Source organism: Bacteroides sp. AM37-9, assembly GCF_003603455.1.
In the GTDB taxonomy this organism is placed as follows: Bacteria; Bacteroidota; Bacteroidia; order Bacteroidales; family Bacteroidaceae; genus Bacteroides; species Bacteroides xylanisolvens.
Genome location: NZ_QTNF01000004.1, coordinates 86,599 through 101,241, shown reverse-complemented (window position 1 = coordinate 101,241; position 14,643 = coordinate 86,599). Strand labels below are relative to the sequence as shown.

At 43.1% G+C, this 14,643-nt stretch carries 7 protein-coding genes; 2 read left to right on the top strand and 5 right to left on the bottom strand.

The features are described from left to right. Positions 1-52: 52 nt before the first annotated feature. Entirely contained in the window at positions 53-2,824 is a 2,772-nt protein-coding gene (uvrA, locus tag DW862_RS04310; RefSeq protein ID WP_120067334.1) for an excinuclease ABC subunit UvrA, read from the bottom strand. A 16-nt stretch (positions 2,825-2,840) separates the two neighbouring features. Here uvrA and DW862_RS04305 point away from each other — a divergent pair, with 16 nt between their 5' ends. Beyond that, entirely contained in the window at positions 2,841-4,427 is a 1,587-nt protein-coding gene (locus DW862_RS04305) for a glycoside hydrolase family 10 protein (protein ID WP_182425092.1), read from the top strand. 111 nt (positions 4,428-4,538) lie between these two features. Here the strand turns inward: DW862_RS04305 and DW862_RS04300 are convergent, their stop codons facing one another. From DW862_RS04300 to purL, 4 genes are all read right to left on the bottom strand, one after another. Further along, the gene (locus DW862_RS04300) at positions 4,539-5,087 is read right to left on the bottom strand and encodes a chromate transporter (protein ID WP_004300958.1); all 549 of its coding nucleotides are present in this window, start codon (positions 5,085-5,087) and stop codon (positions 4,539-4,541) included. Between the two features lie 118 nt (positions 5,088-5,205). Next, entirely contained in the window at positions 5,206-5,748 is a 543-nt protein-coding gene (locus tag DW862_RS04295; RefSeq protein WP_004300957.1) for a chromate transporter, read from the bottom strand. After that, the gene (locus tag DW862_RS04290; RefSeq protein ID WP_120067333.1) at positions 5,745-9,755 is read right to left on the bottom strand and encodes a two-component regulator propeller domain-containing protein; all 4,011 of its coding nucleotides are present in this window, start codon (positions 9,753-9,755) and stop codon (positions 5,745-5,747) included. Before DW862_RS04290 ends, DW862_RS04295 begins: the two co-directional genes overlap by 4 nt. 268 nt (positions 9,756-10,023) lie before the next feature. After that, positions 10,024-13,728, bottom strand: coding sequence for a phosphoribosylformylglycinamidine synthase (gene purL / locus DW862_RS04285; protein WP_009040525.1), 3,705 nt, complete (start codon positions 13,726-13,728; stop codon positions 10,024-10,026). Positions 13,729-13,986: 258 nt separating this feature from the next. On the opposite strand from purL, the gene DW862_RS04280 reads away from it, so the two are divergent. Then, complete coding sequence (locus tag DW862_RS04280; protein WP_004310295.1) at positions 13,987-14,640, top strand: LysE family translocator; 654 nt, start codon at positions 13,987-13,989, stop codon at positions 14,638-14,640. Positions 14,641-14,643 lie beyond the last annotated feature (3 nt).

Sequence of the window (14,643 nt, the reverse complement as noted above, 5' to 3'; positions counted from 1 at the left end):
CTTCTGCAAGGGCTTAATTACATAAATGTATTATTATAGTTTTGACGATTGCTTATCCTAGTTTTTCTTTCAGAAACTGCCCTGTATAGCTTGCTCCGCAGGCAGCAACTTCTTCCGGGGTACCCACTGCTACGATATTTCCGCCTTTATCTCCACCTTCCGGTCCGAGATCGATTACATAATCGGCACATTTGATGACGTCCATGTTATGCTCGATGATAACGATGCTGTGTCCCCGGCGAATCAATGCGTCGAAAGCATCCAGCAGTTTGCGGATATCATGAAAGTGTAATCCTGTAGTCGGTTCGTCAAAGATAAACATCGTTGGGTCAGCTTTCTCCTGACTTAAATAAAATGCGAGTTTGACACGTTGGTTTTCACCACCGGAAAGGGTAGAAGAAGCCTGTCCTAATTTGATATATCCCAGTCCTACATCCTGCAAAGGAAGCAACTTCTTCACAATTTTCTTCTGTCCATGTTCGTTGAAGAACTCAATCGCTTGGTTGACGGTCATCTCCAATACATCGTAGATACTTTTATCGTTGAATTTCACTTCCAGCGTGTCGGATTTGAAGCGTTTTCCATGACAAGATTCACACTCCAATACCAAGTCTGCCATAAATTGCATTTCTACAGTAATGGTTCCTTCTCCTTTACACTCTTCGCAACGTCCGCCTTCGCTATTGAAACTGAAGAATCCGGGGGTATATCCCATTTGCTTCGCCAAAGGTTGTTCGGACCATAGTTTACGGATTTCGTCGTAAGCCTTGATGTAAGTCACCGGATTTGAGCGCGATGATTTGCCAATCGGGTTCTGGTCTACAAATTCTACATTCCGCAGGTCACGCAAACTTCCTCCGATTGAAGAGAATTCTCCCGGTCGGTCGCTACATTCGTCTAATTCACGTTTCAATGCCCGGAAGAAAATATCTCTCACCAATGTACTCTTCCCGGAACCGGAAACACCCGTAACAACTGTCATTACATTGAGAGGGATACGTACGTTTACTCCTTTCAGATTATTCTCACGTGCGCCTTTCAATTCTATATAATTATTCCACGGGCGGCGATGCTCCGGAACAGGTATTTCATCTTCTCCTAAAAGATAACGTACCGTATAGCTGTTGCTTCCCTTCTTTAAATCCTTCATATCTCCCTGGTAAACAACTTCTCCACCTAGGCGTCCGGCATTGGGACCTATGTCGATAATGTAATCGGCTGCACGGATAATTTCTTCATCGTGCTCTACCACCACTACCGTATTTCCTAATTGTTGCAGTTGACGCAACACATGGAGCAGACGGTCTGTGTCACGGCTATGCAGTCCGATACTTGGTTCATCGAGAATATAAAGACTACCTACAAGGCTACTTCCCAGCGAGGTTGCCAGATTGATACGCTGGCTCTCTCCACCCGATAAGGAATTACTAAGCCGGTTCAAAGTCAGATAGCCCAAACCTACATCAATTAGAAAACGAATCCGGCTATTTATTTCAACCAGGATACGTCGGGATACGTTGTTGTCGTGTTCGTCCAGTTCCAAATGATCGAAGAATTCCTTCAGCTCTGTGATAGGCAAATCTACCAGTTCGGAAATGTTTTTTCCACCCACTCGTACATATCCGGCTTCCGGTTTCAGGCGGGTGCCGTGGCATTTCGGGCAAAGCGTCTTTCCCCGGTAACGCGCCAGCATCACCCGGTATTGTATCTTATATTGATTCTCTTCCAGCATCTTGAAAAAATCATTGATGCCGTGGAAATATTGGTTGCCCTCCCAAAGTAACCTGCGTTGCGCGTCTGTCAACTCATAATAAGGAGTGAAAATGGGGAAGTCGAATTTCTCCGCATTATGAATTAATTCTTCTTTCCATTCACCCATCTTTTCGCCACGCCAGCATACGATAGCTCCTTCATACACCGATAATGAACGATCCGGAACGACTAAGTGCTCGTCGATGCCGATTACTTTGCCGAATCCTTCGCACGCCGGACAAGCGCCGATAGGCGAGTTGAATGAAAACATCTGGTCGTTCGGTTCTTCAAAGATGATGCCGTCCGCTTCGAATTTAGTGCTGAAAGTATGAAGTTTCGTAGTTCCATCCGATAGAAAAAAACGCAGCATACAGGTTCCGTCGCCTTCATACATGGCTGTTTCGGCAGAATCTGTCAGTCGGCTGATGGCGTCCTTGCTGGTGGCAACCGCCATACGGTCGACCAGCAGATAGACTTCATCACCTGCCACAGGCGTATATTCATCGATTCGTTTCATTTCACCGTTCACTTCGATACGGTTGAATCCTTGTTTCAGGTCTATCTCCAATTGCTGTTGTAATGTGCGGTCTTCACGCAGGCGGATAGGCGTCAGTACCGTATATCTTGTGCCTTCCGGATAAGAAAGCATACAGTTGACGATGTCCTCTGTGGAGTGCTTCTTCACTTCCTGCCCGCTGATGGGACTATACGTTTTTCCCACCCGTGAATATAACAGGCGTAGATATTCGTAAATTTCAGTCGAGGTGCCCACGGTGGAACGGGGATTACGGCTGTTTACTTTTTGTTCGATGGCAATGGCGGGAGGAATCCCTTTGATAAAGTCACACTCCGGTTTGCTCATTCTCCCCAGGAACTGACGCGCGTAGCTGCTTAAGCTTTCTACGTAGCGGCGTTGTCCCTCTGCATAAAGGGTATCAAAAGCAAGTGATGATTTTCCCGAACCCGACAATCCGGTGATAACAACAAGTTTGTTGCGGGGAATATCTACATCGATGTTTTTGAGGTTGTTGACTCGTGCGCTTTTGATCGAAATATAGTTGTTTTCTGACATAAAATACTCCTTTTTTATGGTAGTCGGCAAAGTTAGCGAATTTATCGGGAGTTTGTATTATCTTTGCGTCACATTATTACGATTTAAGAATATTATGAAGCTGAAAAACTATCTTTTACTTTTAGCTCTTCTTCTGGTGGTAGGAGTGAGGGCACAGGTGCCATCAGGCAATAAATATCCTAAACGTGAATTCCGTGGAGCATGGATACAGGCTGTCAATGGCCAGTTTCGTGGCATTCCCACAGAGCGACTGAAGCAAATATTGATTAGCCAGTTGAATTCTCTTCAGGAAGCCGGAATTAATGCGATCATTTTTCAGGTGCGCCCTGAAGCGGATGCATTATACGCTTCCCAATATGAACCATGGAGCCGCTTCCTGACAGGAACGCAAGGGCAGACGCCTTCTCCTATGTGGGACCCGATGCAGTTTATGATTGAAGAATGTCAGAAACGGAATATGGAGTTTCATGCCTGGATCAATCCTTACCGTGTGAAGACTTCATTAAAGAATAAGTTGGCGCCGGAACATATTTATCACCAGCATCCGGAATGGTTTGTTACTTATGGCGATCAGCTATATTTCGACCCGGCACTTCCTGAAAGTCGGGAATATATCTGCAAAATTGTGACTGATATCGTGTCCCGCTATGATGTGGACGCTATCCACATGGATGATTATTTCTATCCTTATCCGGTTAATGGATTAGATTTCCCGGATAATGCGAGCTTTGCCCGTTATGGTGGAGGTTTCACAAACAAGGCAGATTGGCGTCGTAGTAATGTGAATGTGTTGATAAAGAAACTTCACGAAACGATTCGTGGCATCAAGCCTTGGGTGAAGTTTGGTGTCAGTCCGTTTGGTATCTATCGTAACCAGAAGAGTGACCCGTTGGGAAGTAATACCAATGGCTTGCAAAACTATGATGATCTTTATGCCGATGTACTGCTTTGGGCACGTGAAGGATGGATTGATTATAATATTCCGCAGATTTACTGGGAAATCGGCCATAAAGCGGCTGACTATGAGACATTGGTGAAATGGTGGGCTACTCATTCGGAAAACCGGCCGTTGTTCATTGGCCAGTCGGTGCCAAAGACTGTTCAGTTTGCCGATCCGCAGAATCCTTCTATCAATCAGCTTCCCCGTAAGATGGCTTTGCAACGTGCTTACCAAACAATTGGAGGCAGTTGTCAATGGTATGCGGCAGCTGTTGTTGAGAACCAGGGTAGATATCGCGATGCTTTAATCAGTGAATATCATAAATATCCTGCTTTGATTCCAGTCTTTGATTTTATGGATGATAAAGCTCCGGGCAAGGTACGTAAAATGAAAAAGGTATGGACGGAAGATGGCTATATCCTTTTTTGGACAGCTCCGAAAGCTGATACAGAGATGGATAAGGCAGTTCAATATGTAGTCTATCGTTTTGACAGTAAAGAAAAGGTGAATTTGGACGATCCTTCTCATATTGTAGCTATCACGCGCAATCCATTCTATAGACTTCCTTATGAAACAGGAAAAACAAAATGCCGTTATGTAGTGACAGCTTTAGATCGTTTACATAATGAATCGAAATCCGTAAGTAAGAAGTTAAAACTGTAAAGGTATAGAATAAACAACGATAAAACGGTGAACACTCTGCTGAATGATAACGCAGTTTATTCACCGTTTTTTTGTTTACTGTTTTTTTGTTTACTGTTCAGCCGCTCGTTATTAATAGAGCAGCAAACCTGCAATACCACAGGCGATAATCATTAATATCGGATTGGCTTTATATTTTCTTGTTCCGATGAATGCAATCAGAAAGATAATGATACTGATAACGAATGAATAAGTATCTTCCGTAGGCGAACCGAAGTTTTCTGCGTTCATTAATACCAACGCGGCGGAGGCGAGTAATCCGACTACTGCCGGGCGTAATCCATTAAAAATAGATTCTACTATCGGATGTTTCTGGTATTTTAGGAAGAATTTACTGATGGTCAACATCAAGATGAAAGAGGGAAGGACTACGGCAAAGGTAGCAATGATGGAACCCCATACGCTACCCGTAGAAGTAAACCCTACATAAGTAGCTGCGTTGATACCAATAGGTCCTGGAGTCATTTGGCTGATTGCGACAATATCCGTGAACTCCTGCGAACTCACCCATCCATAGCGGGTTACCACTTCGCCTTGAATCATGGAAAGCATGGCATAACCGCCACCGAAGCCAAAGAGCCCGATCTTGAAAAATGTATAGAATAACTGTAGGTAAATCATGTGATTAATAATTTATTATATAATAATTTTAGGCATGGATTACACGGATTTCCCGGCTTTTAGAATTATGAATCTGTAAAACAACAGCGTTAATCCGCGCCTTCTCAACTCTCCATTCTCAACTCTCAACTTTTCTAAATTTCCCCCACAGGAAACCTCCTACACCGGCCGCAATAATAATCCAGATAGGGGAGAAGCCCAACAGCCAGATTAATATTGCCGAGACAACAGGAATCCACAGATTGTAGCGGTTGATTTTTGCGGATCGTCCCATGGTAAAGGTCGGCGCCGCGATGAGTGCCACCACTGCCGGGCGAATTCCTTTAAAAATACGTTCCACTATCGGATTGTCTTTGAAACTATGAAAGAACAGGGCGATAGCCAATATAATAATGAAAGACGGCAAAATTGTTCCCAATGCTGTGATAATACTTCCCCGGATTCCACGCAGCTTATATCCTATAAAGATAGAAATATTGACTGCCAAAATTCCCGGTGCGGATTGGGAGATAGCCAGCAGATCGATAAAATCTTCCTGCGCAATCCATTTCCGTTTGGTGACAATTTCATTTTCAATCAGTGGCACCATTGCATATCCTCCTCCAATAGTAAAGGCGCCTATTTTAAAAAAGATTCCAAATGCTTCGAGATAAATGTTCATTCTTTCTTTTCTCCTCCTTCCTTACTAACTGCTTTTTTCTCTTTGCCATATTGACTGGGACTTACATTATAATGCTTCTTAAATACTTCGCGGAAGTACTTGGCGTCACTGAATCCCGTCATTTCTGCAATTTCTGTTATGCTATGTGTGTCTTCTTTTAGTAATTGTACGGCACGTTTCAGACGAATCAGCCGGATATAATCTCCCGGTGCCTGATCGGTTAATGCCCTTAATTTATTGTAAAAACTTGTGCGACTCATTCCCATCAGGCTGCATAATACATCTACCGTGAGAGCAGGATTGTCAATGTTATCTTCCACGTTCTTTTTGACGTTTGCTATGAATTTCCAGTCAATGTCTTGCGAACAGTTGATGCAGTCTTCATCATTTTCCTCATCATTCAGATCTAAATTTGCGAATTTGCTGCGCAATAGTGCACGGTTAGCCAGCAGATTGGCAACATTAGCTTTCAATATACCAATATTGAATGGCTTCACAACGTATTCATCCGCACCAATCTGAAGTCCCGAGAGAATATCTTTCTCATTATTCAAAGCAGTCAGCAGGATAACAGGAATGTGGGAGGTTTCGATATTATTCTTGATAGCTTGGCATAATTCATCCCCCCGCATTTCAGGCATCATAATGTCTGAAATAACCAGCTCTGGTTTGTACTCGGGAATAATCGTCAATGCTTCTTTTCCATTGGAGCAAACCTGTACGAAATACTCCTCGGATAACGTTTGCGACAGATAGTTGCGCAACTCATCATTATCTTCCACAATCAAGATGCGACGATGATTAATGTTCTCTTTCTTTTGTGCATTTTCGTAAATTTCAGGTGATGGAGGCGGAACGTTATCAATCGTATTTTCTATACGCTGTTTGCTCGGAGTTGCCAGATGTGCTTTCCGGAAGCGCTTGCTGTCTTTAGGGAATGTTATTTTGATAACCGATCCCTGGTTTTCGATGCTTGACAGATTAATCTTTCCTTTATGCAGGCGGACTAGCTTCCATACAAGCATCAGTCCGATACCACTTCCTGTTACTTTGGAATTAATAGCATTGCTGCCACGGAAATGAAGTTTGAACAATTTCTTTTGTTCATTGGCCGGGATGCCGATTCCTGTGTCTCTGACTTCCACGCTCCATGAGTCAGATGTTTCTGAAACGAAAACCTGTACATTTCCATTTTCCGGAGTATATTTCAGTGCGTTCGAAATGATGTTCTTAAAGATAGATTCCATCTTTTCTTTATCAAACCATACGTTCATATACCTGAAATTACTTTCATAAGTGAAGTTGATATGTTTGATGTTGGCGTACTGCTGGAACGCGTTGAATATTTCATTCATAAACGTGTTTAGCTCATGCTCTGAAATATATAATTCGGAAGAATATACGTCCGCTCTTTCAAAGTTGATAAGATTGGTGGTAAGACGTAATAGGGCATTTACGTTTCGTAATGCCGTATTCATGTTCGAAATACCTTCTTTACTCAACTCCTCTTTCTCGCGTAGTTCTTCCAAAGGTGCTTTGATAAGCGTCAATGGGGTACGGATATCATGTGCCGTATTGATAAAGAAGTGTATTTTCTCATCGGAGACTTTGCGTTGCTTCCTCAAAATCAGTATACGCAATAGGACGATGGCAATGAGACAAAGGATAGCTGTATAAACCAGCATGGCCCAGAATGTCAGCCAGAAAGGTTGGGCTATGATAATATCCATACTTCTTTCTTCAAGCATGATGCGTTTGTCTTCATTGGAGATGGCACGTACCCTTAGCGTATATTTGCCCGGGGCAAGATTGGTGTAACGAATCGTGTTCTCTGTTCCGGGTTTGCTCCATTTATCATAGAAACCTTCTAGCCTCCAAGAGTAAAGAATATTGGAAGGATAGTCATAGTTGATGGAAGAAACCTGCAAAGAGAATCTGTTTTGATTGTATTTTAACTTTAGTACCTTTGTATCATTGATGCTTGCTTTCAACGGAGAATCCTCATCACCCGGATAGATTGTTTGATAAAAAAGCTTGAAATCGCTGAAAATCATTTTAGAAGAATAACTTCTGGGCAATTTCATATCCTTGTCAAATTCCACTGCTCCGTCAGAACTGCCTAAAATGAATTTATTGTTTTTCCGTAACGTACCTGATAGCGTATTGAAATGGGTGGTCATCAATCCCATATCTTTGGTCCAGTTATAGAATTTTTTCTCATTGGGATAAAAACTTGTCAATCCGCTTTCTGTACTCATGATTATATCTTTGTCCGCATCCGATAATATGGTATAGATATTATTGGATATCAAAGCACAGTTTTCCGTGTGGTAATGAGTGAACAGTTTTTTATTAATATCGTAAATCAATAGTCCCGACCCGCTGGTACCTATATACAATGAACCGTTTTTTGCTTGGTACAGGGAATAGATATAGTTCGACTCTACCGGAAGTTTTATGCGCTCGAATTTTCCGGATTCTTTATCTAAAAGACATAGGCCGGTGGCACTACCGATCCACATACTTTTTTCATCTTTCTCAACGATGGCGGTAATGGAATTTAATCCATCATAAAACCGTACTTCCTGCGTCTTCAGATTAATACGCTTGAGGTTGTAGAATCCTCCCGACCAGATATAACCCTGCATATCTGTACGAATATCACGTATATATTTATCCGGTCGCTTGTTTGTATGAGTGTACAAAGGCGGCATGAAATAGCTGACACTGAACGTTTTCTTATCTATCTGGTAAGCACCGGAAGAGTACCCGCCTGCCCAGATAATTCCGGGAGCCACTTCGCATATAGTAAGAAAGATATGGCTTTTATTACCTTGCGACTCTTCAAAAGCACTAAGCACCGATCGCCATTGTCCGGTCTTTGAATTAAAAAAACTGATGCCATTGTTCGTTGCAAACCATAAATCTCCCTCTCTGTCTTCAATAATGGCATTTACTTGATCGTTGATTAAAGACTGTTTGTTACCGATGGAGTGCTTAATCCATTTGTAGCTCGTATAACGGTTGTTTTGTATCGTGATTCCGATGGGATAATTAGCCAGCCATATCCGTTCTTCATCATCCACAAAAATGTCATTGATACTGTTACCGTTCATGCCACAATTACTGTTATAATCAGCCACAATTTCGGGTACTATTTGATAAGTATCCATATTTATTTTGTGTACTCCTCCGCCATCGGTAGCTATTAATAACTCTTTGTCATTTAGCGGCTTGAACCGTGTGATACTGATATCTTTCAGGTTATAATCCGGTCGTATGACGGATTTGGTATTCATATCATAAACCATAATTCCCCGCAAGAAAGTGCCGATGAATAGTTTCCGAATCTTTTTGTCGAAGTGTAAATCGCTTACTTGGGCTTTCACGCTCTCCAACTTATCGCAATTGATAAGTTTCAATGCGTTGTTTTCTAATTGGGCATAATGAATCCCCATTTCCGTACCGATGAAGAAATGCGATTCGTCTATTTGTTCAATATCAGTGATTTCTTCACTTATATCATTCTTTATATGGGTGACTTGTTTGGTGTCCGTATTATAGAGAAAGATAGTATCTTTATTGCATAGCCAGATGTGTTTGTTCTGGTCGAGCCAGGCATAAGTGACCGGGTCCGGCTGTTCGCTGAAACTTTCCATCGGTAATTTATATACAAGACTGAAGCAGTCGTGAATCTGGTCATACCGGAATACTTTTCCTTTTTTCCCGATTTCCCATAAGACTCCTTCCTGATCAATATAAAGCCAGTTTAGATTTAACAGAGAGTTCACTTCTGCGTCACCATCCATTAACTTATATCGTTTAAACTCTTTTCCATTGTATCGATCAATACCTTCGTGCGTGAGGAACCACATGTATCCGGTTTTATCTTTTTGAATGCAGTAAACCCGCCGGTTACTTAACCCATCCTCCACTCCGAGATATCGATACGTCTGCGCGACACAAATTAGAGGAAACAATAAGATTAGAAAAAGCCATTTTTTCATACAAATAGGACTTTTAAGGGTTATTGAATCTTTTATGAGGGGGAAAGTTTGACAAAATTAAGAAGATTTTTTGATATTACAAAATTTTGATGAAAGATAACAGCGCTCCAAAAATGAAGAAAATAGACTATTTTATAACTATTTGTATATACTGTTTGTTTTCGGTATTTTGGTATCTATCAGAAGTCTTCCGGTAGAATGGAAAGTTCCGTAAAATAAGAGGCTGGCACTATTTAAAGTACCAGCCTCTGTAAAATATGGAAATGATTTATTTCATTTTCGCTTCCACCCACTTGCGGGCATTGACAAACGCTTCTATCCATGGAGTAACCTGATCGCTGTTCTTGCGGTCGGCCGGATAGCAACCGTTCTGCCATGGGAAGATGGAACGTTCCAAGTGAGGCATGATAGCCAAGTGGCGTCCGTCTGCGCTGGCCAGTGCTGCGATAGAATAATCGGAACCGTTCGGATTGCCCGGATATTCATCATAGCTATACTTCGCTACTACATTATATTTATCTTCGTCATATGGCAAAGAGAATTTTCCTTCTCCGTGAGCTACCCAGATACCCAGTTTGCTTCCACTTAAAGAGCCGAACATCACACTGCGGTTAGTCGGGATAGTAAGACCAAGGAAGCGTGATTCGAATTTGTGTGAATTGTTATGTAGCATTTTTCCTTTCTTCTTCAGTTCCGGGTTGATAAGATTGAGTTCCATCATCAGCTGGCAACCGTTGCAGACACCCAATGACAATGTATCTTCGCGTGCATAAAATTTATCCAATGCTTCTTTAGCTTTCGGGTTGAACAGGAATGCGCCTGCCCATCCTTTAGCAGAACCCAGTACATCGGAGTTAGAGAAACCACCGCAGTAAACGATCATGTTTACGTCTTCCAGTGTTTCGCGTCCGCTGATGAGGTCGGTCATTGTAACGTCTTTTACGTCGAAACCTGCCAAATAGAGTGAGTAAGCCATTTCGCGCTCACCGTTTGTACCCTTCTCACGGATGATAGCCGCACGGATACCGCTTGGGGTACGACGATCCGGAGTGATACCGTATTGAGAAAGCTTACCTTTGAATTCCGGCATGAAAGCGAATTCAACAGGTTGCATCTTATAGTTTTCAAAACGTGCTTTTGCGCAACCGTTCATAGATTGTTTGCGGTCGAGCAGGTAAGAAGAAGAATACCATACGTCACGCATATAATCGATACCAAACTGGTAAGTAGCACCGTCTTTAGATACCAAAATGTGGCGTTCGTCAGTCGGTTTACCCAGCTTTATATAGCCTACGCCTGCATCTTCCAGAATCTTCTTCACTTCATCCTTATGCTTGTCGCTGATCTGGATAACGATACCCGGATTTTCAGCAAACAGAATCTTAACGATATCCTGTTCTTTCATCTTGTCGAGGCTGATTTCCATACCGCCTTCTACATTAGAGAAGCACATTTCGAGCAATGTAGTGATCAAACCACCGGCAGAGATATCGTGTCCTGCAAGAATCAATCCTTTGTTGACAAGTTCCTGTACGGCAAGGAAAGCATCACGGAAATATTCGGCATCTTGTACGCAAGGTACTTCGTCACCAACTTTACCCAGAGATTGTGCAAAAGCCGAACCACCCAGTTTCAGTTCATCGAAGCTGAAGTCAATATGATAAAGCGTAGTCTTTTCATTGTTAACCAATACCGGAGATACCACTTTCTTCACGTCGGAAACTTCACCACCGGCAGAAACAATCACAGTTCCCGGAGAAATCACTTTCTCGCCGTTCGGATACTTCTGTGTCATAGATAGAGAGTCTTTTCCGGTAGGAACATTGATCTGCAGCGCGCAACAGAAATCGCTTAAAGCTTTTACAGCTGTGTAAAGACGGGCATCTTCACCTTCTTGAGAGCGGCAAGGCCACATCCAGTTGGCAGACAGTGAAATGCTATCCATACCTTCCGCCATTGGAGCCCAAACAAGATTGGTCAGCGCTTCGGATACAGAAAGAATAGAGCCGGCAGCCGGATCAGCCAATGCTGCTTGCGGAGCATGTCCGATAGAGGTAGCGATACCTTTCTCGCCACGGTAGTCGAGTGCTACGACACCGCAGTCGCTCAACGGCAACTGAAGTTCACCCTGACATTGCTGACGAGCCACTTTGCCTGTTACCGAACGGTCTACCTTGTTTGTCAACCAGTCTTTGCAGGCTACAGCTTCAAGCTGCAATACATTCGTCAGATATTCATGTAGTTTAGACAATTCGTATTTCGGCATTTCATAATGACGTTCTACGGTCTTGTCTACCATATAGGTTTTGGGAGAAGAACCGAACATCTGTTCTACGGCAAGGTCGAACGGACGTACACCGTCAGCCTGTTGGAAAGCGAAACGATGATCACCGGTTGTTTCACCGACTACGTACATTGGAGCGCGTTCGCGTTCGGCAATCTTACGTACATGTTCAATAGCCTCTTCTTTAATCAGCAGACCCATACGTTCCTGACTTTCGTTAGCGATGATTTCTTTGGCAGACAAAGTCTTGTCACCGATAGGCAACTTGCTCATATCGATCAAACCACCACATTCTTCCACGAGTTCGGACAGACAGTTTACGTGTCCGGCAGATCCGTGGTCATGGATAGAAACCACCGGATTCACCTCTTCTTCACAAAGAGCGCGTACTACGTTATTGGCACGTTTTTGCATTTCTGCGTTGGCACGTTGCACGGCATTCAACTCGATGCCACTGCTGTAACGACCGGTATCAACAGAAGATACGGAACCGCCACCCAGTCCGATACGGTAGTTGTCACCACCGATAACCACTACTTTGTTTCCAGCTTCCGGTGTGCCTTTCAGGCAGTCGCGTTGTGTACCGTAACCAACACCACCGGCAAGCATGATTACTTTGTCGTAACCATAAACTTCTTTGTTTTCTGTATGTTCGAAAGTCAGTACCGAACCGCAGATCAGCGGTTGGCCGAACTTGTTACCGAAGTCGGAAGCACCATTGGATGCTTTGATTAGAATCTGTTCCGGAGTCTGGTATAGCCATTTGCGTACCGGAAGAATCTCTTCCCATTCGCGTCCTTCTTCTGTGCGTGGATAAGAAGTCATGTAGACTGCAGTACCCGCAATCGGCCATGAACCTTTACCACCACCCATACGGTCGCGGATTTCACCGCCGGTACCGGTAGAAGCACCATTGAATGGCTCAACAGTAGTAGGGAAGTTATGAGTTTCCGCTTTCAGTGAGATAACACTCTTGATGTCCTTTACTTGGAAGAAATCAGGTTTTGAATGATCTGCCGGAGCAAATTGTTCCACAACCGGACCTTCAGCGAAGGCTACGTTATCTTTATAAGCAGAGATTATTTTATTCGGATTTTCCTGTGTAGTCTTTTTAATCATCTGGAACAGGGAAGATTCCTGCTCTACGCCGTCGATGATAAACGTTCCGCCGAAAATTTTGTGGCGGCAGTGTTCGGAGTTGATTTGTGCGAAACCGAATACTTCAGAGTCGGTCAGCTTCCGTCCGAGGTCCTTTTCTACTTTCTTCAGGTAGTCCATTTCTTCTTTGGAAAGAGCCAAACCTTCTTTTTCGTTGTACACTTCGAGATCTTCAATGTAGATGATTGGTTCCGGCTGACGGTTTGTCGTGAATACGTTTTGGTCGAGTCCTTTGTACATGCGTTGGAGCATCGGGTCGTAATCGGCATTTTCGTCCTTAACAGGGAAGTACTCCTCGATGCGGCTTATGCCTTCGAGCCCCATGTTTTGGGTGATTTCTACTGCGTTTGTACTCCAGGGAGTGATCATTTCGCGGCGTGGGCCAACGAAACAGCCTTTCAGGTTTTCTTCACTTTCCATCACGGCTTCGCCAAAAAGCCAGCAGAGTTTATTACTTTCGTCAGGGGTGAGCTGATGGTTGCTCTCTACGGCAATCACGCTCTTGGAAGGGGTTCTGAAAAAAAGAATCATGTTGTATATTTACGATTTTACGATTTACGATTTTACGATTGAAGTTCCTGCAGGAGAAACTCTTCTCTTTTTCTGTGGCGCAAAGATAATCAATTTCGTTGGTGGTAGGAAAAAAATAGAGAATAAATTCCTATACCTTATTTAATATGTTTATTTTCGATGTACGTTTTACTTATTATCGCTATATATAGTGATTCTTGTGTGGAAAAAACGTTAATATACTATCCCCATATCACAAAAAAGTGCGATATTTGCGACATGATTCAGATAGAGACAATATTCGATATATTAGTGAAAGGCTTTATTATTGGCGTTGTTGTGTCCGCACCCCTCGGTCCGGTGGGCGTATTATGCATCCAGAGGACTTTGAATAAGGGGCGTTGGTATGGATTTGTAACAGGTCTGGGAGCCTCTTTGAGCGATATAGCATACGCTTTGCTCACCGGCTACGGGATGAGCTTTGTGTTCGATTATATTAATAAGAATATTTTCTATCTGCAATTATTGGGGAGCATCATGCTACTCCTTTTTGGTATATATACCTTTCGTAGCAACCCGGTGCAGTCCATTCGTCCGGCTTCCTCCAGCAAAGGTTCTTATTTCCATAACTTTATTACCGCATTTTTCGTCACTCTCTCCAATCCCTTGATAATCTTTCTGTTTATCGGACTTTTCGCCCGTTTTGCCTTTGTGCAGCCGGGGGTGCTGGTCTTTGAAGAGATCACGGGATATCTTGCAATTGCTATAGGAGCATTGACCTGGTGGTTGGGTATCACTTATTTTGTGAATAAGGTGCGCACTAAATTCAATTTACGTGGTATCTGGATACTGAATCGTGTTGTAGGAAGTATCGTAATGCTGGTATCTGTTGCCGGATTGATTTATACTTTGTTGGGAGAGTCACTTTATTAAGAG

Excerpts from the sequence above, each read along its gene's own strand:
- DW862_RS04290 (WP_120067333.1), bottom strand. The coding sequence starts at position 9,755 with ATGAAAAAATGGCTTTTTCTAATCTTATTGTTTCCTCTAATTTGTGTC.
- uvrA (WP_120067334.1), bottom strand. The coding sequence starts at position 2,824 with ATGTCAGAAAACAACTATATTTCGATCAAAAGCGCACGAGTCAACAAC.
- DW862_RS04305 (WP_182425092.1), top strand. The coding sequence starts at position 2,841 with ATGGTAGTCGGCAAAGTTAGCGAATTTATCGGGAGTTTGTATTATCTT.
- DW862_RS04295 (WP_004300957.1), bottom strand. The coding sequence starts at position 5,748 with ATGAACATTTATCTCGAAGCATTTGGAATCTTTTTTAAAATAGGCGCC.
- DW862_RS04300 (WP_004300958.1), bottom strand. The coding sequence starts at position 5,087 with ATGATTTACCTACAGTTATTCTATACATTTTTCAAGATCGGGCTCTTT.
- purL (WP_009040525.1), bottom strand. The coding sequence starts at position 13,728 with ATGATTCTTTTTTTCAGAACCCCTTCCAAGAGCGTGATTGCCGTAGAG.
- DW862_RS04280 (WP_004310295.1), top strand. The coding sequence starts at position 13,987 with ATGATTCAGATAGAGACAATATTCGATATATTAGTGAAAGGCTTTATT.